This is a genomic window from Aeromonas allosaccharophila (genome assembly GCF_000819685.1).
Taxonomy (GTDB): Bacteria; Pseudomonadota; Gammaproteobacteria; order Enterobacterales; family Aeromonadaceae; genus Aeromonas; species Aeromonas allosaccharophila.
The window spans coordinates 23,333-44,070 of the sequence record NZ_CDBR01000042.1; the positions used below are offsets into that span (position 1 = coordinate 23,333).

At 61.1% G+C, this 20,738-nt stretch carries 21 protein-coding genes; 9 read left to right on the forward strand and 12 right to left on the reverse strand.

Annotation, left to right across the window (positions count from 1 at the left end):
- Nucleotides 1–392: 392 nt before the first annotated feature.
- The gene (locus BN1115_RS08660; protein ID WP_042656836.1) at nucleotides 393–1,157 is read left to right on the forward strand and encodes an EAL domain-containing protein; all 765 of its coding nucleotides are present in this window, start codon (nucleotides 393–395) and stop codon (nucleotides 1,155–1,157) included.
- Nucleotides 1,158–1,271: 114 nt separating this feature from the next.
- Here the strand turns inward: BN1115_RS08660 and BN1115_RS08665 are convergent, their stop codons facing one another.
- Nucleotides 1,272–2,801: an ADP-ribosyltransferase gene (locus BN1115_RS08665; protein ID WP_042656837.1), complete on the reverse strand. Its 1,530-nt coding sequence runs from the start codon at nucleotides 2,799–2,801 to the stop codon at nucleotides 1,272–1,274.
- A 198-nt stretch (nucleotides 2,802–2,999) separates the two neighbouring features.
- Here BN1115_RS08665 and BN1115_RS08670 point away from each other — a divergent pair, with 198 nt between their 5' ends.
- Nucleotides 3,000–3,356, forward strand: a complete 357-nt coding sequence (locus BN1115_RS08670; protein WP_042060845.1) for a CesT family type III secretion system chaperone — start codon at nucleotides 3,000–3,002, stop codon at nucleotides 3,354–3,356.
- A 7-nt stretch (nucleotides 3,357–3,363) separates the two neighbouring features.
- Here the strand turns inward: BN1115_RS08670 and BN1115_RS08675 are convergent, their stop codons facing one another.
- Together BN1115_RS08675 and BN1115_RS08680 are read right to left on the reverse strand one after the other, a co-directional pair.
- Complete coding sequence (locus BN1115_RS08675) at nucleotides 3,364–4,068, reverse strand: hypothetical protein (protein ID WP_042656838.1); 705 nt, start codon at nucleotides 4,066–4,068, stop codon at nucleotides 3,364–3,366.
- 168 nt (nucleotides 4,069–4,236) lie between these two features.
- Nucleotides 4,237–6,501 (reverse strand): methyl-accepting chemotaxis protein, encoded by a 2,265-nt coding sequence (locus BN1115_RS08680; protein WP_042656839.1) that lies wholly within the window; start codon nucleotides 6,499–6,501, stop codon nucleotides 4,237–4,239.
- Between the two features lie 402 nt (nucleotides 6,502–6,903).
- Between BN1115_RS08680 and BN1115_RS08685 the strand changes: the two genes are divergently transcribed.
- Nucleotides 6,904–7,683, forward strand: a complete 780-nt coding sequence (locus BN1115_RS08685) for a hypothetical protein (RefSeq protein WP_042656840.1) — start codon at nucleotides 6,904–6,906, stop codon at nucleotides 7,681–7,683.
- Here the strand turns inward: BN1115_RS08685 and BN1115_RS08690 are convergent.
- The 5 genes from BN1115_RS08690 to fabV all read right to left on the reverse strand — a co-directional run bounded on the left by BN1115_RS08690 (nucleotide 7,680) and on the right by fabV (nucleotide 12,039).
- Nucleotides 7,680–8,030 carry a hypothetical protein gene (locus BN1115_RS08690; RefSeq protein WP_050070501.1) on the reverse strand — a complete coding sequence of 117 codons (351 nt, stop codon included), beginning with the start codon at nucleotides 8,028–8,030 and terminating at the stop codon, nucleotides 7,680–7,682. The genes BN1115_RS08685 and BN1115_RS08690 overlap by 4 nt on opposite strands.
- A gap of 127 nt (nucleotides 8,031–8,157) precedes the next feature.
- Nucleotides 8,158–8,796 carry a leucine efflux protein LeuE gene (gene leuE, locus BN1115_RS08695; protein ID WP_042656841.1) on the reverse strand — a complete coding sequence of 213 codons (639 nt, stop codon included), beginning with the start codon at nucleotides 8,794–8,796 and terminating at the stop codon, nucleotides 8,158–8,160.
- 104 nt (nucleotides 8,797–8,900) lie between these two features.
- On the reverse strand, nucleotides 8,901–10,085 hold the full coding sequence (locus tag BN1115_RS08700) for a BaiN/RdsA family NAD(P)/FAD-dependent oxidoreductase (protein WP_082034818.1): 1,185 nt from the start codon (nucleotides 10,083–10,085) through the stop codon (nucleotides 8,901–8,903).
- Nucleotides 10,086–10,234: 149 nt separating this feature from the next.
- Nucleotides 10,235–10,759 (reverse strand): non-heme ferritin, encoded by a 525-nt coding sequence (ftnA, locus tag BN1115_RS08705; protein ID WP_042063553.1) that lies wholly within the window; start codon nucleotides 10,757–10,759, stop codon nucleotides 10,235–10,237.
- A gap of 92 nt (nucleotides 10,760–10,851) precedes the next feature.
- On the reverse strand, nucleotides 10,852–12,039 hold the full coding sequence (gene fabV, locus BN1115_RS08710; protein WP_042656843.1) for an enoyl-ACP reductase FabV: 1,188 nt from the start codon (nucleotides 12,037–12,039) through the stop codon (nucleotides 10,852–10,854).
- A gap of 401 nt (nucleotides 12,040–12,440) precedes the next feature.
- On the opposite strand from fabV, the gene BN1115_RS08715 reads away from it, so the two are divergent.
- A complete protein-coding gene (locus tag BN1115_RS08715; protein WP_005339229.1) occupies nucleotides 12,441–12,878 on the forward strand; it encodes a universal stress protein in 438 nt (145 codons plus the stop codon).
- Between the two features lie 193 nt (nucleotides 12,879–13,071).
- Nucleotides 13,072–14,085, forward strand: a complete 1,014-nt coding sequence (trpS, locus tag BN1115_RS08720) for a tryptophan--tRNA ligase (RefSeq protein WP_042656844.1) — start codon at nucleotides 13,072–13,074, stop codon at nucleotides 14,083–14,085.
- Here trpS and BN1115_RS08725 read toward each other — a convergent pair.
- Nucleotides 14,064–15,023 (reverse strand): LysR family transcriptional regulator, encoded by a 960-nt coding sequence (locus BN1115_RS08725; protein ID WP_042656845.1) that lies wholly within the window; start codon nucleotides 15,021–15,023, stop codon nucleotides 14,064–14,066. The genes trpS and BN1115_RS08725 overlap by 22 nt on opposite strands.
- 91 nt (nucleotides 15,024–15,114) lie before the next feature.
- Between BN1115_RS08725 and BN1115_RS08730 the strand changes: the two genes are divergently transcribed.
- A complete protein-coding gene (locus tag BN1115_RS08730) occupies nucleotides 15,115–16,014 on the forward strand; it encodes a DMT family transporter (protein ID WP_042063560.1) in 900 nt (299 codons plus the stop codon).
- Nucleotides 15,999–16,160 carry a hypothetical protein gene (locus BN1115_RS22205; protein ID WP_128821566.1) on the forward strand — a complete coding sequence of 54 codons (162 nt, stop codon included), beginning with the start codon at nucleotides 15,999–16,001 and terminating at the stop codon, nucleotides 16,158–16,160. Before BN1115_RS08730 ends, BN1115_RS22205 begins: the two co-directional genes overlap by 16 nt.
- A 125-nt stretch (nucleotides 16,161–16,285) precedes the next feature.
- Here the strand turns inward: BN1115_RS22205 and BN1115_RS08735 are convergent, their stop codons facing one another.
- Nucleotides 16,286–16,747, reverse strand: a complete 462-nt coding sequence (locus tag BN1115_RS08735) for a DUF6314 family protein (RefSeq protein WP_082034819.1) — start codon at nucleotides 16,745–16,747, stop codon at nucleotides 16,286–16,288.
- Nucleotides 16,748–16,786: 39 nt separating this feature from the next.
- Here BN1115_RS08735 and BN1115_RS08740 point away from each other — a divergent pair, with 39 nt between their 5' ends.
- Nucleotides 16,787–17,641, forward strand: a complete 855-nt coding sequence (locus tag BN1115_RS08740; RefSeq protein WP_042656847.1) for a carboxylate/amino acid/amine transporter — start codon at nucleotides 16,787–16,789, stop codon at nucleotides 17,639–17,641.
- A gap of 6 nt (nucleotides 17,642–17,647) precedes the next feature.
- On the opposite strand, the gene BN1115_RS08745 is transcribed toward BN1115_RS08740, so the two are convergent.
- Nucleotides 17,648–18,511 carry a GGDEF domain-containing protein gene (locus tag BN1115_RS08745; protein WP_042656848.1) on the reverse strand — a complete coding sequence of 288 codons (864 nt, stop codon included), beginning with the start codon at nucleotides 18,509–18,511 and terminating at the stop codon, nucleotides 17,648–17,650.
- 70 nt (nucleotides 18,512–18,581) lie between these two features.
- Entirely contained in the window at nucleotides 18,582–19,295 is a 714-nt protein-coding gene (locus tag BN1115_RS08750; protein WP_042656849.1) for a 3-deoxy-D-manno-octulosonic acid kinase, read from the reverse strand.
- Nucleotides 19,296–19,516: 221 nt separating this feature from the next.
- Between BN1115_RS08750 and BN1115_RS08755 the strand changes: the two genes are divergently transcribed.
- Complete coding sequence (locus BN1115_RS08755) at nucleotides 19,517–20,572, forward strand: glycosyltransferase family 9 protein (RefSeq protein ID WP_042656902.1); 1,056 nt, start codon at nucleotides 19,517–19,519, stop codon at nucleotides 20,570–20,572.
- Nucleotides 20,573–20,738: the final 166 nt, after the last annotated feature.

A 20,738-nucleotide genomic window follows, 5' to 3' on the forward strand; every position in this document is an offset into this window, starting at 1 on the left:
GTTGGCATAACGCCCCCTCATCTCCAACCCTTCTCCCGCAAGGGGAGAAGGGGGCAACTCGTAGGTTCGATTAGCCGTCAGGCGTAATCGGACATTCGCGTAAATGGATTCTCCCGCTATCACGGCCAGCCGAATTTCCCCTCCGGCTGACCAACCCTGACCCACGGCAACAACCGAAACAAAAGCCTCTCGATCGTCCGATTACGCTGCGCTAATCGAACCTACATGAGGCGGTGAGATATGGTGCAGGCCGGTTTTAAACACTGGCGGGAGATGGGCGCAATCTCATCCCCGATCCCGGCCCGATCACCGGAATTACCCCTCTCGGGAGAGATGAGCTGTAATCATTTGAGCCAGAGCTCCGCGCCAACATCACCCTTGTGAGGAAAGTTATGGATATACCTTCCGCCCCCGCCCAGTCCATCTGCCAACAGTGTCAGGAGCAGGTGGATCTCGACTTCGATTTCACCATGGCCTTCCAGCCCATCATCGATTGCCGCAACCGCACCCTCTTCGGCTATGAGGCGCTGGTGCGGGGGCTCAACAACGAATCTGCGCACTCGGTGATAGCCCGGGTCAACGACAGCAATCGCTATCGCTTCGATCAGTTGTGCCGCATCAAAGCAATCGCGCTGGCGGCCCGACTCGGGATGAAGGGGATGCTGAGCATCAATTTTCTGCCCAATGCGGTCTACCGCCCGGAGCGCTGCATCCGCACCACCCTGCAGGCCGCCCGCGAGCACAACTTCCCCATCGAGCAGATCATGTTCGAGCTGACCGAGGTGGAGCAGTTGCTGGATAACCAGCATATTCGCGGCATCGTCGATCACTATCAGGCCCTTGGCTTCAAGACGGCGATGGATGACTTTGGCGCCGGTTACTCGGGCCTCAACCTGCTGGCCGATTTTCTGCCAGATATCATCAAGCTCGACATGCACCTGTTGCGCGGCATCGACCAGGACCCGACCCGGCAAGCCATCGTGCGCCACTGTCTGGCGCTGTTTGCGGAGCTGAAGATCACCCCGCTGGCGGAGGGGATCGAGACCCGCGAAGAGATGATCTGCCTGCGGGAGATGGGTATCAGCCTGATGCAGGGCTACCTGTTCGCCAGCCCCGGCTTCGAAACCCTGCCCGAGGTGGATTTCGCCAGCCTTTGAGCCATCGCAGCCTGCACTGAGCGCCCACCCCCACGCCAGAATAAAAAACGGACACCCGAGGGTGTCCGTTTTCGTGCCATTTGGCCTTGCCCGGAGGGGCGGCTTGCAGGCGGGTTACAGATAGCGGTCATCGACGCCGATATGGGCCAGCGCAGCCAGTTCGAGCGGCGTCAGCTGATCGGCAGAATCAATCTGGGACGCATCACTGTGAGCTGACAGGGGCAGCGCGAGGTGCTCCTTGATCTGGTCGATCAATGTGCTCACCACAGTGCTCATGCGAGTCAGCCGTGAGGTCAATACGGCCTCCGGGACCGTGTCGGCAAAGGGCGAGACCAGTTCAACCGCTAGATCACAGATGCCCCGCACCCGATCACCAAAAGCCCCTTCCAGCTGTTGCAGCACCTGCCGCGCTTCGCTGGCGCCGAGACGCGCCACCGCCGCCTTCATGTTGTCACCATCAAAGCGCTGCCGCGCCCCGGCATCGAGCCGATCTTCCGGCTTGCCAGCGGTATGGTCAGCCCACGCCTGATCGCCCTGACTGGCAAACTGCATCAGACCGCCCAGCACCAGTCGCTGGTTGGGGCGCGCCGAGGCGAGGCTGTCGAGGGCATGACCAAGGGAAGAGCCCTTGGCATCGCTGCCGCTGGCCAGCGACAGCGCCAGAGTACGCAGGGTTTGCAGATCGCCACGGGTCTGCAATTTGGCCATGTGGGAGCCGTTGATGGAGCCATCGGCAATGTGCTGATGCAGGGCGTTGAGATCGCTGCTGCTCAGGGTCACTGTCGTCGAGGTTTGATCCCGCAGCAGGTAGCTGGCCTGATAGCTGATAAGATCCAGCGCCAACTTGTAGCCGGTGGCCGGAGTCTGGCGCGCCATGGCGACCTGCTCGCGGGCAGCCCCTTTGCTCTCACCCCGTTGGACCGGTGCCGCATCGGCAGCCGTGGTCGCGCTTTGCGCCGGTTCGCCAGCAATTTCAGCCTTTACGGCGCGCTGCAGGTCAGCCACTTCACCCATCGCGGTGTGCAGCTGGTTCATCGCCTCCTGCAACAGTTCGGGGGTAGCGTTAGCGAGCAACTCGGTCACCTTGCCCCCCACCGTACCCCACTGCTGGAGCGGGATCCCAGCGATGGGGCGGGCCAGCAGCCCGGCTGCCAACTCCCGCAGTTGCGGCTGCTGGGAGCCGACGACAACGGCCTGCAACGCGGTGCAGAGAGAGCGCAGGGGGCCATTGCCGGTCGCCAGAGTGGTGTGATCCTTGCCCAGTTGTTCGGCGGTGATGTTGTGCAACACGTCCGCCTTGGCGAAGCCACCCAGCGAGCTACCAAATGCAGCCTGCTTCATCAGGCGCTGAAGATCCTCGGGGGAAACGGCGGTTTGCGCCTTCGGCGCAGCGGCACGCTTGTCCGTCCCCAGCAGGTTGCCGATCCACTCTTTCAGGGCCACAAACGGGCGAGCCAGCTGGGCCCCCAGTCGCGAGAGCAGCCCCTGCCCTTTCTGCGGTTCGCTGCGACTGCCCAGCAGGATCGCATCTTGCCCGGTGGCGATCTGACGTACATCCAGCTGGCCCATCCGGCCAACCCCGGTAGTGGCATCACTGTGCTGAGCGACGGCCTGCATGCCGCCGGTGTGTGTTTGAATCTGCATGATGATTGTCTTCTTGTGATGTTTCGCCGCCAGTCTAGGAGAGGCCATCAACAGGGACTATCGGGATTGGTCGCGATTTTTGTACTGAGCGCGGCGCGCTATCTCGCTGACCGGAAAGCTAAAAAAAGAGAGCCACCATTAACAGTGCCGCAGGCGGCGACCTGCTCTAATGGCGCCATCACCAATCTGGAGCCATCAATGAACTCTCTTTATCACGCCGCCATCCACCAGCTGTTTCTCTCCCTCTCGCTGCCTGCGCCGCAGCAGGAGGAGAGCGTCACCAGCCTGCAGATCGGCGAGCTGACCTGCCATTTGACCGAACACCCGGCCAACTATCTGCTGATGTTTACCCGCCTCGACGCGGCCACCAGCGCCCAGGCAGCCGCCCAAAACCTGTTTAGTCAGGACCCGTGCAAGCCGGTGCTGGGGTTCGATGCCGAGAGCCTGACGCCGGTGCTGTGGAGCCGCCAGCCGTTGCAGCAGCTGGATCGAGCCCAGATCCACCACCAGCTGGAGCAACTGGTGCACGCCGCCAGCGAGATCAACAAAGGCTGATTTACCGCTAGATGCGGGTGCTGGTCGCGCGGCGAACGAGCTGAGGGGTTTCGCCGCTGATGCGGGCCACGTCGAGCTTGAGCTGGTCGATCCGCGCCGGATCCTGTTCGCACAGATAGAGGAAATAGTGGGGCTCGCCACCCCGGTTCTTTTGCACCGCCTCGAAGGTGACGTTCTGCTGGCGCGCCCAGCGCCGCCACTTCTCGACGTTGTTCACCTGCTTGTAGACGCCGATCTTGAGCTTGGCCGGTCGCTCGTGGCGGGCGACCACCGGCTGCGGGATGGCGGTTTCCCGCAGAGGAAAGGCCAGATCCATGGAGTAAACCACCTCGGGCTGGTCAATATCGGCAACGCCAATCTCCACCAGCGGCTGCGCACCGCTGGCCACGAGCGGCGTTGCTGCAATATGGGAACGGGCAATAAAGACGAACGAGGCAACCAGCGCCAGACAGACACAGAACAGGGCGCCGACCAGCGTGTTGCGAGCGCGTGGCACGGATGGCAGCGCAACCGGTACCACCACGATCGGCGCTGCAGGCATCACGGTAGCGGCCAATCGGGATGGCGGGATGGACGGCTCGGCAGACACTGCGGGCTGCACGGTTGGCGCCGGGGTCTCTGCCGCAGACGGCGCATGCCCACCCTCATCAGGCTGCGGTTGCGGGATCTGGCGCTCGGGGAGGGACAGCAGGGATTTGTTGGTCGGTTTCACGCTCTCGGTTCCAAATTTGGCAGCTGGCGCAGGGGGCCAGCTCGGGGCGGCGGCATTATCGGCGAGCCCCCTTGTACCGGAGCTTAAGCGGTGACGGCTTTTGCGCGGCACAGCATTAAAAAGGGCTGACATCGCTGTCAGCCCTTTGGCTATCCGGCCCGCGCATGACTAGCGCGTGGGCTTGGTCATCTCCTGCAACAGCTGATCTATGTAGCCCACCACCTGCCCGGAGTTCTGCTCGATCTCGCGGTAGAGGGCCTCTGCCGCCTCGTGCTTATGCTGGTTTTTCAACTCGATGACCTGCTGGATCACCTGATGCAGTCTGGCGTGGGGAGTGGCAATCGCCTTGAAGGCCGGATGCGAACTGCAGCAGGATGCCCCCTCGCTGAAGTACCAGCGGCCAAGGCGGCACTCCTTGTCACTGACCGCCTCGCTGCGCGACAGCCCCTCCTGCCCATCCAGATAGGCGCGCACCCGGGTCTTCCAGCCCATGTGGGCGGCGCGGGCGCGGGTCAACACCATCCTTACGTTGGAGCCATCCTGGAACTGCCCGGCCAGATCCCCCAGCTTGTCCACCAAGGTCGCCACATGGGTGGCAATCTGGGCGGTATCCCGCGCCACCAGCGTGGTGGCCTGGGAGATCTCGTGGACGCTGACGATATTGCGGGTGATCTCGTCGCTCACCGAGGATTGCTCCTCGGAGGCGGCGGCGATCTGGGTGTTCATGTCGCGAATGCTGTTGACCGCCCCCTTGATCCGGCTAAGGGCGTCCCCCGCCTGATTGGCCCGCTCCACCGATTCCCCCGCCCGCGAGACGCTGTGCTCGATCATGGTGACCGTAGTGCCCACCGCCCGTTGCAACTGCTCGATGGTGCCGCGGATCTCGGCGGTAGAGTGCTGGGTGCGGCCCGCCAGCGAGCGCACCTCGTCGGCCACCACCGCAAAACCGCGCCCCTGCTCACCGGCCCGGGCCGCCTCGATGGCGGCGTTGAGGGCCAGCAGGTTGGTCTGCTCGGCGATGGACTGGATCACCGCCAGCACCGAGCCAATCTGCTCGCTGGCTCTGGCGACCTCTTTCACCGTGTCGCCCGCACTGGCGATCTCCGCGGCCAGCTGTTCGATCATGCTGACGCTCTGCTGCACCACCTCATCACCGGTGACGGCCTGATTGTCTGCCTCGCTGGCCGCTTCGGCCGCCTGCACCGTGTTGTGGGCCACTTCATGCACCGTGCTGGTCATCTCGGTCATGGCGGTGGCGAGCTGGGTGGTCTGCTCCTGCTGACGCGTCATGCTGCCAAGGTTGCCCGCCGCACTGCGCGACAGCCGCTCGCTCTCGCCAGCCAGATCGCCCAGGGTGGCGGTGAGCTGGCTCATGGTGTCGCGGATCTTGCCGACGAAGGCATTGAACGCCGTGCCGAGGCGGCGGATCTCCTCCGGCCCGGCCACCGGCAGCTTGCTGCCGAGATCGCCGGAACCATTGGCCAGCGCCTCCAGCGCCTTGACGCTCTCCAGCAGCGGGCGGTTAAGGCGGCCCAGCAGCCACACCAGCGCCACCGCAATCAGGGCGGTGCCGAGCAGCGCGATCATCACCATCTGCCAGCTCTGGCGCGCCAGCGCGGCGACGACCTCACTGTGATCCCGCGCCAGCTCGATCACCCCGACCGCCTTGCCGGAGAAGTCGCGCAGCGGCGCCGCCATCACCAGAAAATCGCTCCCCTGCTGCTTGATGGTGGCGAAGCGGCTTTCGCCCGCCAGCACCCCCTGATACCAGTCCGCCGACTCGCCGAGCATGGCGGTGCCGGTCAGCAGCACGGGTTTGCCCTGTTCAAACAGATAGATGGCCAGCCGACTGTTCTTGCCCAGCAGATCGGCAAACAGCGAGGCATCGAGGGCGCGGCCAAACTCCACCGAGCCGACCGGCTGACCGTTGAAGGTGACCGGCACCACGCCACGGATCCCGGTGCCGCCCTGACCGGTCTCCAGCCCGCCGACCGGTTGATGGTTGCGGTTCACCTCGACCACCGCCAGCCGGGTGGTGGAGAGGTCGTCGCCATGGCTTGCGGGCTTGTGTACCCGATAAAGGGAGGTAGCCGGGGGAACGTGGAAGTGAAACTGCTGGATCCCCTGCGCCTTGAGGGCAGGCCAGAGCGGGTCGAACAGGCTGGCGAGGGCCTGCCAATCCTGATCGGCCACCGCCTTGGCCGCATCCGGCCGCTGGGCGATCAGGGTCGCCGCCAGCACGGTTTCATGGCTGGCATTGCGGATCACCGATTCGATATTTTGCAGCTCTGTTTGCAGTGCGCCCTGTTCGGCCGTCACCGCCCGCTGGCGGTTTTCAAACAGGTTGAAGGTAAGCAGGACCACGGCGAGCAATACGATGCCGCTGATTGCCAGCAGCGTGATCTGGTGACCCAGCTTGCGAGGGGGGAACATAAGACACCATCCTTGATAGTCATATCCAACTTACAGGATGGAACGGATAAGGTGGGAGTCCATCAGAACTCGTTTGTTTGTTGATAGCGATCAAGTAGTCCACCACACAACTACGAACCGGCTCACAATTTCCCCTTTGGCCCCGATTATTTCGTCAACCGCAACAACTACAGCAGGGGAGAGTGCACGTGCGCCAGCAGCTATTGGCTATTGAGCGGCCGTCACATCTGACGTTCTTGAACGCAGCAGTAGCAGCCCTCTCAGCACCTGACGTACTATCTTCTCGCTATCAGCTTCATTTTCAGGCTCGGCTTACCTTCGCAAAATCTGAGTCAGAGATATGCGGGGCAACAATGATGCAAGCAATGTCATGCTAATTGGCACCGACCATCAGGGAAATTCATGCTGCAAATACCCAGGCTCTGCCTCTTCTTGTTTGCCATCCAGCTCCTGCTGCACACCGCTATAGTGCCAGGAGCTACCGCCAGGGATACCATTACCCTGGTGAGCTCACTGGATACCAAGAACTCCCTGTACGGTCGCTGGTTGACGCTTATTTATCAGGATGCCTTTAACCGCCTTGGCTACGACTTTATTTATATTGGCTACCCGGGAGGTCGTGCCCCACACATGGCCGAAAGTGGCGAGGTGGATGGCGAGATCCATCGCGCAACCGAATATCAACTGCAAACTCGCCACTTACTGCTGGTCCCCGAATCTCATTTCACTCTCTCCTATGAAGCCTATACCACTACCCCTGGCATTCAGCTGCAGGGATGGAACAGCCTGCTGGGCACCTCTTATCGAGTAGAATACCGCCGCGGAGCAAAACAACCGGAATGGGCACTGCCCCGAGTAGTCAGGCCGGAAAAACTTTCTGATATCAGTACCGTGGAGCAAGGGATAGGCAAGCTGCTCAAGGGGCGCAGCGACCTATATATCGAGCAGAGCATGGTGGCCAGAGAAGCCATCGGTAACGTAAAAACCGGCAACAGGATCTACTCCGCAGGAGTAATGGATACATTCGAGTCATTTAGTTATCTACATGAGAAACACCGCACGCTGGTGCCACGGTTGGCGGTTGTAATTCGTCAGATGAAACAGGAAGGCACTATCGCTCGTTATTACCAGCAAGCACTGCAAGAGCACGCAGCCAAACAGCCATCCATGCCACTCGACTAGGCTGACGGCAGTGGTGATGAGGCAGATAGTTCACTTTCAGATGATTGAGCAGGGATTTTAGCCTTGAGCATCTTCCTGCCTGGTAAATACCAATAGAGAACGCTGTCAGCTTTCAACCATTGGCAAGGCACCTCAGTCCGCATAGTGAACAGGTTCTCCATCATCACACCAGTCAGCACTTCCAGCTTTTTGTCATGGCGTAGCTGTGCTTCGCCATCCAGGCTCGGACTGATCAGGATCATACGCAGCATACCCTGCTGGTAGCTCTGAAACGAGAAGGTTTCAGTAGCCTCTAAAAAGGGGGGCGTGGTCAACAAGACCAGCAGCAGTAAAGATTGACGCATCATTGGTGAAACAGGATCCAAAAACTCTATTGGATCAGGTCGTCTGACCTCTATCAAGCGTGGGTAACCCGTTTCAGAATGGTCTTACGTGGTGGTCCCCGACATCATCGAGTAGATCTATCGAAACAGCTCAAGATGACAACGTCGCCAGCCGTGCGGCAAATCCCATAAAAAAGAGACCGATGAGGCCATTGCCGAGGCGGATCGCCAGCTGCCGCTGGCGGAAGAAGCGGGCCACCAAGGTGCCGCCGAAGATCAGCAGGGTCAGATAGACGAAGCTCATAGCCTCCAACATGCTCGCCAGCACCAAGTAGGAGAGCCAGGTATGGGCATAGCTGAAGTCAATGAACTGCACGAAGAACGACACGTAAAAAAGGATGGCTTTGGGGTTGGTGAGGCTCAGGGTGAGCGCCTTGGTGAAGCAGCGCTCACCGGGATCCACCGCCGAAGCCTGCCCCTCTTGGTTGGTGATAAAGTTGGCGTGCAGGATTTTCACCCCGATATAGAGCAGGTAAATGGCCCCCAGATACCGCACCAGAGTAAACAGTAGCGGGGTGGTGCGAATGAGTGAGGCAATGCCCAAGTAGGCGCAGAAGATCAGGATGGCATCACCGACAAAAACCCCGAGGGCCGCCTTATAGCCGGGGCCGACGCCGCGGCTCGCCCCGGTGCGCAGCACATAAATCGAGTTGGGCCCCGGCGCCATGATGATGAAAAACAGTCCGACCAAATAGGTCCAGACATTGACGACACCCAGGCTCTCAAACATCGTCCACCTCGCCAGCAAACAAGAACCGGCAGCCCTGCCGGATAAATTAGTGAATTGCCACTCTATACCAATTCTCCTGCAACCGGGAACAGGGCTATCACAGATCAGCAGTACTGCCCAGCCACCCAGCCGGAGGACCAGGCCCACTGGAAGTTGTAGCCGCCGAGCCAGCCGGTCACATCCACTACTTCACCGATGAAGTAGAGACCCGGCACCTTGCGCGCCTCCATGGTCTTGGAGGAGAGCTCGTTGGTGTCGACGCCACCCAGGGTCACTTCGGCGGTACGATAGCCCTCGGTGCCGTTGGGCAGGATCTGCCAGTCACCCAGCAGGTTGGCCACCGCTTCCAGCTCACGCTCGTTGTACTGGCGCATCGGCTTGCTGACCAGCTGGCCCAGCTCCACCAGCTTGTCGACGAAGCGCTTGGGCAGCTCGCGCCCCAGCACGGTTTTCAGCTCCTGCGCCGGGTGCGCCTGCGCCCATTCGCGCAGGGCGACCGGAATATCCAGCTCCGGCAGCAGGTTGATGTGGATCTTCTCGCCAGCATGCCAGTAGGAGGAGATCTGCAGGATGACGGGGCCGGAGAGGCCGCGATGGGTGAACAGCATCGCCTCCTTGAAGCGGGTGCCATCCTCGGCGGTCACCGCTACCGGCAGGCTGATGCCCGCCAGATCGGCGAACGCCTCTTTTTCTGCCTGATGGAGGGTAAAGGGCACCAGCCCGGCACGGGTCGGCAGCACGTTGAGGCCGAACTGCTCCGCCAGCTTGAAGCCGTAAGGGGTAGCCCCCAGCTTGGGCATGGAGAGGCCACCGGTGGCGATGACCAGCGAGTAACAGCCGATTTCACCCTTGCTGGTGGTCAGCACGAAACCCTCGTCCTGTTTGCTGACAGTGAGGATCTCGGTCTGGAACTGCAGGGTTACCCCGGCCCAGTCGCACTCGGTGAGCAGCACATCGACGATCTCCTTGGCGCTCTCGAGGCAGAACAACTGTCCCAGAGTGCGCTCGTGATAGTTGACCCCGTGGCGATCCACCAGATCGATGAAATCCTGCTGGGTGTAGCGAGCCAGTGCCGACTTGCTGAAGTGGGGATTCTCCGACAGGTAGGCGTGGGCGCCAGCCTGATGGTTGGTGAAGTTGCAGCGGCCACCGCCACTGATGAGGATCTTGCGGCCCGGCTTCTTGGCGTTGTCGAGCACCAGCACGGAGCGGCCACGGTAGCCCGCCTGCGCCGCACACATCAATCCGGCCGCACCGGCCCCAATCACCACCACATCGACCTGCTTCATCATCACTCACTTATCAAAATAGAAACGGCACTTGGCCTGAACCGTGATTGCCTCTGGCTGACATAACAACGGTGACTGCACACCAGAATAAACAACGGCCCTTAAAAGGGCCGTTATTGTACTGGCTGAACACTAAGTGTCCACGACTATCAGGCGTTGCTGTCCATGATGCTGGCAGGGGCGCCCTTGGCCAGTTCGGCCAGCTCCTTGTCGATGAAGTAGAGGCCTTTGCCATCTTCACCCACCAGACCCAGACGGTCGACGATGCTCTTGAACAGCTTCTCCTCTTCATGCTGCTCGGCCACATACCACTGCAGGAAGTTGAAGGTGGAGTAGTCCTGGGTGGTGAAGGCCACGTGGGCCAAGCCATTGATGCACTTGGTGATGTGGTACTCGTGCTCCAGGGTGGCGCGGAATACATCGCCCAGCGACTTGAACTCGTGGGGAGGTGCATCGATGGCACCCAGACGCGGCATGGCGCCGGTCTCGCTCACATAAGTAAACAGGCGCTCCATGTGCTGGCGCTCCTCGACCGCATGTTGGCGCAGGAAGGTCGCCGCCCCTTCGAAGCCCTTGTCTTCACACCAGGCACTCATCTGCAGATAGAGATTGGAGGAGTAGAACTCCAGGTTAATCTGCTCGTTCAACTTCTCGATCATGGCTTGGGCCAGCATCTTGTTTCTCCTCAGTGATTTGGTATCGATTGTCGCCACACTCCCGCCGCGAATCAACCCGCCAACGAGAGGGAGATCCCGTTTCTTTCAGCTCAGGGGGTCAGCTCGCCAAGGGAGGCGACATCCACCGGCGCCGCGTAATCGACACCCGGCAGCTCGAAGCCGTTGAGCTGCATGAAATCCTGCCGCAATCCGACAAAATCCCCCAGCGCGTGGAAGTTGTCCGGCGTCACCTTGGGCCAGAGCGCCGAAACGGCGGCCTGAATGGCCGGGTCGAGCTCGTGGTCATCCATCCGGATCAGCCGGTTGCCATCGGCCACCACCCCATTGGGCCCGTACATCTTGGCGGCAAACAGTCGCTGCATCTGTTCGATACAGCCCTCGTGTACGCCGCGCTCCTTCATCACCCCCATCAGCAGCCCCAGATAGACCGGCAGCACCGGAATATAGGCGCTCGCCTTGGTCACCAGCGCCTTGCAGACCGACACCCAGGCGTGGCCACCGATCTCGGCCAGCTGCAGGTTGATGGTCTCGGCGGTGGCGTGCAGATGCTCCTTGGCATAACCGATGGTGCCATCCCGATAGAGGGGATAGGTGGATTCGGGACCGATATAGGAGTAGGCCACAGTCTGCGCGCCGGGAGCGAGGCAATCGGCCTGCTGCAACGCCTGCATCCAGAGCTGCCAATCCTCGCCGCCCATCACAGTGACTGTGTCGCGGATCTCCTCTGGCGTGGCGGGCGCCAGCGACTGCTGCACCAGCGTATCGCGCTCCAGATCCAGCCCCCAACCGCTGAACGGCTGGCCGGTGGTCTTGAGCACAGAACGCACTTGCGTGCCGTCGGGCAGCACCCGAATGCCGCTCGCCAGCGAGTAGATCACCAGATCAACCTGCCCCAGCTGCTGGCGGATGGTGTCGATGGCCTGCTGGCGCATCCCGTCGGAAAAGGCATCCCCGATCAGGTTGATGGCGATACGCCCCTCCTGCTCCGCCTCCTTGCGAAACCAGATGTTGTTGTACCAACCGGCGCTGCCGAGTCCCTTGTCGGAGGGGCCACGCTCGAACGAGATGCCGATGGTGTCGGCACTAGCCCCAAAGGCGAGCGCAATGCGCGACGCCAGCCCGAAACCGGAGGAGGCCCCCAGTACCAGCACCCGCTTGGGGCCGTTGAACGGGCCAGCGGCCTTGATCCGTTCGATCTGCTGCTGCACGGCGGCGCGACAGCCGATGGGATGGCAGTTGCGGGCAACGCAACCTTGAATCTGGGGATGAATGATCATGGGAAGGCCTCCAAAGAAACTGGCTACAGCATAACCAACTCGCGGGAGATTAACTTGATGCCGGACCGCTATCAGTCAGAAAAGCGGCAAGAAATGAGGCAGAAAAACAAAAGGGAGCACGTAGCTCCCCAAAGCGGTATTCAGATGCTTTTTGTTGTTTTGTGTTCATTGCGAAGCACGGGCCCATCCTATGCCTCTCCCCTTTCATGGGCAAGCCAAAGGGTGTGACCGGCTTCAAACTCCTGTTTAATTTATAGGCAAATAATGGTCGGTAACTGAGTGGCCAACCCTGCGACGTTAAAAATTAAACTCATTTAAATCCCGAAACTGTGCCTACGACACCATTTTAGTTTCAGCAGAGATGGGTATAGTGGAGTGAAGGATCGGTAAGGAGATATCCCATGAGTGGAACAACCTATTACAAGCATATTCTGGCCGCGATCGACCTCTCTGAAGATAACCGCAAGGTGATCGACAAGGCGGTGGACAGAGCCCGCTCCAACGGCGCCAAGCTGTCGGTTATCCATGTCGATGTGGACCTCAAGGATCTCTACACCGAGATGATCGATATCGACATCGACAATGTGCAGGATCAGGTGATCGCCGAAGCGAAAGAGAAGCTGGAGGCATTTCTGGCCTCGGTGGACTATCCCATCGAGAAGAAGCTGGTGATCTGCGGCGATCTGAGCGAGCGGGTCAATCAGGCGGTCAAGGAGTACGAGATCGACCTGCTGGTGTGCGGCCATCGCCAGAGCTTCTGGAGCCTGCTCACCTCCAGCGCCCGTCAGCTGATGAATACGGTGCCCTGCGATCTGCTGGTCGTCCCCTTGCAGAAGTAATGAAACCGGCGTAGTTTGATTTGCTATGAACATGACCGCATTCAATCACAACTACTGGTGGTGCTGCTCCTAAACAGGCGGCACCGCGTTTCTATTCGAGATTTTCCCAAATAAAACACCGTGACCGCCGAGAGGCGGTCAACTGTTTTTATCCCTTTGTCGCCTCCCGGCTCACCCAACTGGAGAGAGTGACATGCACAACCCCGTTATCCTGACTGGCGATCGTCCCACCGGCAAACTGCACATCGGCCACTATGTCGGCTCCCTGCGCCAGCGCGTCGAAGCCCAGCACCACTACCGTCAATTCGTGATGATCGCCGACCTGCAGGCGCTGACCGACAACGGCCACAATCCGGCCAAGGTGACCGACAACGTGCTGGAGGTGATGGCCGACTATCTGGCGGTCGGTCTCGACCCGGCCAAGACCACCTTCTGCCTGCAGAGCGCCCTGCCCGCCCTCGCCGAACTCACCTGCTACTACCTCAATCTGGTCAGCGTCGCGCGGCTGGAGCGCAACCCCACCGTCAAGGCGGAGATCCAGCAGAAAGGGTTCGAGCGCACGCTGCCGGCCGGTTTTCTGGTCTATCCGGTCAGTCAGGCCGCCGACATCACCGCCTTTCGCGCCAGCCACGTGCCGGTCGGGGAAGATCAGCTGCCGATGCTGGAGCAGACCAACGAGATCGTGCGCCGCTTCAACACCCTGGTGGGCAAAGAGGTACTGACCGAGTGTCAGCCGATCCTGAGTGACACTGGCCGCCTGCCCGGCATCGATGGCAAGGCCAAGATGTCCAAGTCTCTCGGCAACACCATCGAGCTCGGCATGTCGGCGGAAGAGGTCAAACAGGCGCTGTTCGCCATGTATACCGACCCCAACCACCTCAAGGTGAACGATCCGGGTCAGGTGGAGGGTAATACGGTGTTCACCTATCTCGATGCCTTCCACCCCGACAAGGCGCTGGTCGCCGAGATGAAGGCGCACTACCAGCGCGGCGGGCTGGGCGACATGCGCTGCAAGCAGGTGCTCAATGACTGCCTGCAGACCCTGCTCGCCCCGATGCGGGAGCGCCGTGCCGCGGCCATCGCCGACAAGGACAAGCTGCTGGCGCTGCTCTATCAGGGCACCGAGCAGGCCCGCGTCATCACCGATGAGGTGTTGGCGGAGGTGAAAAGCGCCATGGGACTGGATTACTTCGCCAGCATCCGCTGAGCCGGGGTGCCGAGCGCATCGTCGCCGTAGAGGTCGAACACCAGCTGATGCAGCAGGCTCTTGAACCAGCCGATCGCCTCGTCGTGGGCGGTGAGCGGGTGCCCAGCCATCAGGTAAACGATCGGGATGGCGGGGTCGAGCTGGTGCATCCGCAGCGGGTAGTAGCGGCAGAAGTGGCGTCCGATCATCTCGGGCACCACCACCAGATAGCGGCCGGTCGCCATCAGCGGCGGCACCGCCATAAAGCTCGGCAACCGCACGCCCAGCTCCCGCTCCACCCCGAAACGGGCCAGCCAGAGCTCCACCATCGCCTGGCTGTGGCCCCAGCTGGAGGTGTGGATGTGGGGGCGGCTCACCAGCTCGACCGGCGTCAGCACATCGGGCAACTCGCTGCCGAGTGGCGACAGGCAGACCAGCGGGTTGTTGAACCACTCCTCCCGCCACAAGCGGGGTGAGAGGTGATTCGCCCCGGCGAAGCCGATCACCAGATCCAGCTCCCCCTTCTCCAGCTCCCGCTCGTAATTGCTGTCTGCCAGCTCGCACACCTCAAGCCGACAGTGAGGGGCCTGCCGATGGAGTCTGTCCACCAGCACCGGCACCAGCCCGTGCTCCACCGAACCCGGGGTGGCGATGCGGAAAATCCGCCGCGCGGTGGCAGGATCAAACCCCTTGGCCTGCCGCAATCCCTGCTCCAGCATCGCCAGCGCCTGACGCACCGGCCCGGCCAGCGCCTTGGCCCGCTCGGTCGGCATCATCTCGCGCCGACTCATTACGAACAGCGGGTCATCCAGCGCCACCCGCAGCCGCCCCAAGGCGTGACTGACGGTGGATTGGGAGAGATGCAGCCGTTCGGCGGCACGAGTGACATTGCGCTCCTGCATCAGCATGTCGAATACGGCGAGCAGGTTGAGGTCGAGACGGGCGAGTGAGCTATCCATCGATATTAGCCATAGTTAAATGCCAACAATTCATTTTTACCATAGTAACAGATTACCTAGAATGCGCTGGCTTAATACATCGGAGATTAAAATGCGTAGCTATCTGTTATTGCTGGCCATTGGCCTGCTCTGGGGTTCCCAGTTCATTTTCATGCACCAGGCCGTTGCCGAGTTGCCCCCCATTCTGGTGGCTGCCGGTCGTGCCCTGTGCGGCAGCCTGACCCTGGGTCTGCTCTGCCTGTTCATGCGGCTCAAGAGTGAGCACACCCCGTGGCGCACCTATATGCTGATCGCCCTGCTGGATGCCACCATCCCCTTTATCATGGTCGCCTGGGGCCAGCAGTATGTGGATAGCGCCATCGCCGCTGTGGTCATGGGTTGTATCCCGTTTGTGACCATTCTGGCTGCACCGCTGTTTATTTCTGGTGAAAGAATCACCAAAACCGGTCTGCTCTCGGTGATCATCGGCTTTGCCGGTGTGCTCACCCTGTTCTGGCCGAAACTCTCCCAGGGCATGAACGCCGGTCTGCTCGGTGCCGTCGCCATCCTGTTTGGTGCCAGCTGCTTCGCCATCGGCCTGCTGATGATCAAGCGCTTCGCCAAGGACCATCCGGTCGTGGTTGCCCGCAATATCCTGATCTCCTCGGCCACCCAGTTGCTGCTGGTCGCACCCTTCATGGTTGACCTGAGCAACCTGACCATGCCGAGCAGCCAAGCCCTGAGCGCGATCACCGTGCTGGGTACCCTCTGTACCGGTCTGGTCTACTTCCTCTACATGGCGCTGATCCAGAAAGCCGGCCCGACGTTCGCCTCCTTCAGCAACTATCTGGTGCCGCTGTTCGGCGTGATGCTGGGTGCCCTGTTCCTCGGCGAACAGATCCACCCCACCACAGGTGTTGCTCTGGCCCTGATCCTCGGCTCGGTCGCCATGAACCAGTGGGCGCAACAGCGTCGCACACAGCGCGAGGTCACCCTATGTCAGGCATCCTGACCACACTGTGCGGTGGTCTGGTACTGATTGCCGGCTGGCAGTATCGCCAGCGACTGGCCGGGATCATGGGCCTGCTGATGGTACTGCTGCCCTGGTTCTTCGATAGCAAGCTGCAAGCCATCCTGCGCTATGCCCTGAATGCCTGAAGTCCATCTCTGAATGTGTGACGAGAGTCTATCTCTCCTGTTTTGGGACTGTTTTTAAAAAAACCTCCGATTTGTCCCCCGCTACCGGCGCTTTGCGCCGGTTTTTTTATGCCTGCAAGCCAGCGTCAGAGCAGATAGCGATAGCTGAGCCGCTCGTTCTTGCGCGGCCCGGTGATCTGCCAGCTCAGCAAAAAACCGCCGTCGATCTCGGTCAGCTCGGCGCTGTAGTGATCCGCCCCGCACAGATGCGGCTCGGCGGTCAGCCAGCGGCCATCCCCTTGCGGCTGCAGCTCGAACAGTTCGACCGGCGCCTCATAACGCAGATGGGAGAGGCGGATCCCCCGCTCGCTGCGCTGCCACCAGAAGCGGTTGTGCATGGCGAGCTCCCGGCCATGGGGCGTGGTGTAGCGACCCTGCTCGCTAAACAGCCAGCCACCCTGATGATCGGTCACCTGCACACGCCCCTCGCCCCGACCATTCCAGTCGGTCGCCGACCCCTCGCCATTGCTGGCGGTAAAGCTAAATGCCCCGACCTGTGGCAATCGCGCCCATAAACGCTGGATTGCCGCTTCCATCTCAGCCATCATAGCCCCCTTAAAATTGACAACTGACGATAAATCAAACACATGAACTACTTGATAGGGGTCACCCTGCTCTGGTCATTCTCCTTCAGCCTGATCGGGGTCTACCTCGCTGGTCAGGTGGATGCCTACTTCTCGGTGCTGACCCGCATCGCCCTCGCCAGTCTGGTGTTTCTCCCCTTCCTGCGCCGCCGCTGGCTGCGCCCCGATCTGGTGGCCAAGCTGATGGCCCTCGGCGCCATCCAGCTCGGCATCATGTATCTCTTCTACTACCACTCCTTCCTGCTGCTGACGGTGCCGGAAGTGCTGGTCTTTACCATCTTCACCCCCCTCTACGTCACCCTGCTGCACGATCTGCTGGAGCGGCGCTTCAAGCCCACCTATCTGTGGGGCGCCCTGCTGGCGGTGCTCGGGGCCGCCGTCATCCGCTTCGACGGCCTGACCGAAAGCTATGTGCTGGGATTTCTGGTGGTGCAGGGGGCCAACCTCTGTTTCGCGCTGGGTCAGGTGGGCTACAAGGTACTGCTGGCACGGGAGGCGGAGCAACCACCGCAACTGGCAGTGTTTGGCTGTTTCTATCTGGGGGCGCTGGTGATCGCCCTGCCCGCCTGGTGGCTGCTGGGCAAACCGCAATATCCGACATCAGGGTTGCAGTGGGGCATTCTGCTCTGGCTGGGAGTGGGAGCCTCCGGCCTCGGCTACTTCCTGTGGAACAAGGGGGCGACGCTGGTCAGTAGCGGAGTGCTGGCGATCATGAACAATGCGCTCATTCCGGCCGGCTTGCTGGTCAACCTGCTGCTCTGGGGCAAGGATACCGATCTGACCCGGCTGACCATCGGCGGCCTGCTGATGCTGGCCTCGCTCTGGGTCTGCCAGCGAGACAAGCACGGCCAGCCCTGACCGCACTCAGCCGACGACGGTGTTGTGCTCCCGTCTGGCCTGACCGTGGCAGGTGGCCAGCCGGGCCAGCAGATGATCGAGCTGCTCGCCGGTCTGGCTCTGCACCAGCCCGATACTGACGGTGACCGGCCGCTGTGACAGCAGGCTGGCATCGGCAATCTCGAGGCGCAGCCGCTCGGCGATCTCCAGCGCACTCATCCGCTCGGTCTGGGAGAGCATCAGGATAAAACCGTCCTCATCCCAGCGGGCAAAGGGATCTTCCCGCCGCAGCTCGTGGCGCACGATACGCGCCAGCTTGGCCAGCATGGCGTCGCAAGCCGCTTCGCCAAACAGTTGCTGGATTTTGGCCATGTGATCGACCGAGAACTGCAGCAGACTGAAGCTGCCGCTCTCGGTCGCCAGCCGCTCCTCAAGCAGTTGCTCGAAGCGGCCACGGCTCTCCAGACCGGTCAGCGGATCGGTGCCATGTCGCTCCTCCACCAGCACCACGGCCGGATCGAGGTGACGCACAACCCCCAGCAGATAGCCCCGCTCATCGCGACGCATCCGCTCTTCCAGCCGGATGTAGTGACCATGATGATGCAGAATGCGGTATTCGAGGCGCAGACCGCTGCTGCGGCCGCTCTGACAGGCGAGCAGGGCATCTTCCAGCCGGGCAACATCGTCGGGATGAACCCGATCCAGCCAGCCGAGATCATCCGGCCAGCTCTCCCCCAATCCCAACAGGCGCAGGCAGGAGGGATCGCGGCGTAACCCCTGCTGAGCAGACCAGGTCCAGATCCCCGCCTCCAGCAGCGTCATGGCATCAGACAGCAGACCCGGATCAAGCCGGGCAGTCACATCGACCAAAGGTGTCTTGAGCATTTCCATGGGGCGCCTCGAAACCGGATCTGAATACCTGCTCAATAAGTAACATTGGCTCTCGCGCCGAGCAACAGGGTCAGCTCGCTTTTGTGTGATACCCGTTCATCAGCGTCTGCCAGTTCTCCGGTACGAAGTGGAAACTGGTATGCAGTTGGGACTCTTTATTGAATGAACGGAGCAAGCGCTCCAGATTGGCCTTCTGCCATTCGCCGGGGGAGCGGATCGCCCCTTTGTCAAAGTCGATCACCCACACCTTGTCCGCTTTATCGAGCAGCAGGTTATGGCTGTTGAGATCGGCGTGATAGACCCCGGCATCGTGCAGCTGACGCACCGTCTGACCGATCTTGTGCCACACCTCGGTCGCCACCGGCCCCTGTTTGAGCAGCGCCACCATATCCTTGGCACCACGAATCCGCTCGATCAGGATATCGGCGCGATAGAAGGGGCCATGCTTGACCATGCGGGCACCAAACGGACGCGGCACCGGCAACCCCAGTTCGCACAACCTGGCCAGCAGGGTGTATTCGGCCATGGCACGGCTCGACTCGACCCCTTCGAACCAGAAGCGATCCCGCACCACCTTGCCCACCATGCCGCCGCGATAGTAGTGGCGCAGCACCAGATGGCGGGACTCATCCTTGACGAACCAGGTCACCCCCCGCCCGATGGACGTACCCACCACCTGACGGTTGTTCTGCCACCAGGCAGGATCGAATAACTGGGGAGAGGGGTCGCGAAAGGCCCCTTCGGCGTACCAGCAGATCTGGTTGTGTTCGGTCTGTATTCGCATCGTGGAGATCCCGCTCGGTGGGTCATGGATCGCAATTTTTCAATTGGCGATGAGGCTGCCGCTCTGGCATGCCCGCAATAGTGGCCTTTATCAGCGACGTGCAGAGACAGGTCATGGCACTGGGCCCGGCCAATCCTGGCTGACGATTGTGCGCAATTTTACAATCCAGAGGGGAGTTTGCATAATGCCATCCACCCTTTTTGCCAGCCGTGCGCCACAACATGCCGCTATTTCAAACGCCACCCTCCTCCATCTGCATCCTGCGGCTTTCCGCCATCGGGGATTGCTGCCACGCACTGGCGCTGGTGCGCGTCATCCAGCGGGAGTGGCCACAGACCCGCATCACCTGGATCACCGGCAAAATCGAGGCAACCCTGTTTGCCGATCTGCCCGGGGTCGAGGTGATCCCCTTCGACAAGAGCAAGGGCTGGCGCGGCTATCGCGATCTCTGGCAGACCCTCAAGGGGCGCAAATTCGATGCCCTGCTCCACCTGCAGGCGGCCATGCGCGCCAGCATCGCGACCCTCGGTATCAAGGCCAAGGTCAAACTCGGGTTTGATCGGGAGCGGGCCAACGACGGCCAGTGGCTGTTCACCAACCACAAGGTGCCATCCCCCGCCTCCCCTCACGTGCTGGACGGTTTCCTCGCCTTCGCCAAAGAGCTAGGCATCAAGGATCTGACTCCGGACTGGCAACTGCCCATCAGCGCCGAACATCAGGCGTGGGCAAAGGAGAAGATTGGCGGTAAACCGACCCTGCTGATCTGCGCCGCCGCCAGCAAGGCATTCAAGAACTGGACTGCCGCAGGCTATGCCGCGCTGGCGGATCACGCCGCCAACAAGGGCTTTCAGGTTTATCTCTGTGGCGGTCCGGCCAAGCTGGAGCGGGATCTGGCCGCCGAGATCCGGCAACTGAGCCAGAGCAAGCCGGTCGATCTGGTGGGGCAGACCAACCTCAAGCAGCTGCTGGCGCTGATTGGCGAAGCGAATCTGGTGCTGGCCCCCGATACCGGCCCAACTCACATGGCAACCTTGGTCGGCACACCGGTGATCGGCCTCTATGCCCACCACAATCCCGCTCGCACCGGCCCCTATCTGTGCCGCGACTACGTGGTCAGCGTCTATCAGGAGCTGGTCGAGCAGGAGACCGGCAAGCCGCTGGCCGAATTGAGCTGGCGCACCCGCCTCAAGGACCCGGAGGCCATGGCCAAGATCACCCATGAGCAGGTGATCGCCGCCTTCGATCGGCTCTGCGCCGATCGCCAGCTCCCGTACTGACAGGGCAACTCGGGAATTCCGAGCCATCAGGCAGGGATAACCTGATGGCCCCAACCTGCCCCAAAAGGCACAATAAAGGCTGATGTGGGTTACGCTCCCGCAGCAAGCTACGAATACTTTGATCGGCTGGAATATGATTCCGGCCGTTTTTTTATTCGCCGCATTC

Bases quoted from the DNA above. Each gene is read 5' to 3' on its own strand.
- BN1115_RS08660 (WP_042656836.1), top strand. From the start codon at position 393: ATGGATATACCTTCCGCCCCCGCCCAGTCCATCTGCCAACAGTGTCAG.
- BN1115_RS08665 (WP_042656837.1), bottom strand. From the start codon at position 2,801: ATGCAGATTCAAACACACACCGGCGGCATGCAGGCCGTCGCTCAGCAC.
- BN1115_RS08670 (WP_042060845.1), top strand. From the start codon at position 3,000: ATGAACTCTCTTTATCACGCCGCCATCCACCAGCTGTTTCTCTCCCTC.
- BN1115_RS08680 (WP_042656839.1), bottom strand. From the start codon at position 6,501: ATGTTCCCCCCTCGCAAGCTGGGTCACCAGATCACGCTGCTGGCAATC.
- BN1115_RS08685 (WP_042656840.1), top strand. From the start codon at position 6,904: ATGCTGCAAATACCCAGGCTCTGCCTCTTCTTGTTTGCCATCCAGCTC.
- BN1115_RS08690 (WP_050070501.1), bottom strand. From the start codon at position 8,030: ATGATGCGTCAATCTTTACTGCTGCTGGTCTTGTTGACCACGCCCCCC.
- leuE (WP_042656841.1), bottom strand. From the start codon at position 8,796: ATGTTTGAGAGCCTGGGTGTCGTCAATGTCTGGACCTATTTGGTCGGA.
- BN1115_RS08700 (WP_082034818.1), bottom strand. From the start codon at position 10,085: ATGAAGCAGGTCGATGTGGTGGTGATTGGGGCCGGTGCGGCCGGATTG.
- ftnA (WP_042063553.1), bottom strand. From the start codon at position 10,759: ATGCTGGCCCAAGCCATGATCGAGAAGTTGAACGAGCAGATTAACCTG.
- fabV (WP_042656843.1), bottom strand. From the start codon at position 12,039: ATGATCATTCATCCCCAGATTCAAGGTTGCGTTGCCCGCAACTGCCAT.
- BN1115_RS08715 (WP_005339229.1), top strand. From the start codon at position 12,441: ATGAGTGGAACAACCTATTACAAGCATATTCTGGCCGCGATCGACCTC.
- trpS (WP_042656844.1), top strand. From the start codon at position 13,072: ATGCACAACCCCGTTATCCTGACTGGCGATCGTCCCACCGGCAAACTG.
- BN1115_RS08725 (WP_042656845.1), bottom strand. From the start codon at position 15,023: ATGGATAGCTCACTCGCCCGTCTCGACCTCAACCTGCTCGCCGTATTC.
- BN1115_RS08730 (WP_042063560.1), top strand. From the start codon at position 15,115: ATGCGTAGCTATCTGTTATTGCTGGCCATTGGCCTGCTCTGGGGTTCC.
- BN1115_RS22205 (WP_128821566.1), top strand. From the start codon at position 15,999: ATGTCAGGCATCCTGACCACACTGTGCGGTGGTCTGGTACTGATTGCC.
- BN1115_RS08735 (WP_082034819.1), bottom strand. From the start codon at position 16,747: ATGATGGCTGAGATGGAAGCGGCAATCCAGCGTTTATGGGCGCGATTG.
- BN1115_RS08740 (WP_042656847.1), top strand. From the start codon at position 16,787: ATGAACTACTTGATAGGGGTCACCCTGCTCTGGTCATTCTCCTTCAGC.
- BN1115_RS08745 (WP_042656848.1), bottom strand. From the start codon at position 18,511: ATGGAAATGCTCAAGACACCTTTGGTCGATGTGACTGCCCGGCTTGAT.
- BN1115_RS08750 (WP_042656849.1), bottom strand. From the start codon at position 19,295: ATGCGAATACAGACCGAACACAACCAGATCTGCTGGTACGCCGAAGGG.
- BN1115_RS08755 (WP_042656902.1), top strand. From the start codon at position 19,517: ATGCCGCTATTTCAAACGCCACCCTCCTCCATCTGCATCCTGCGGCTT.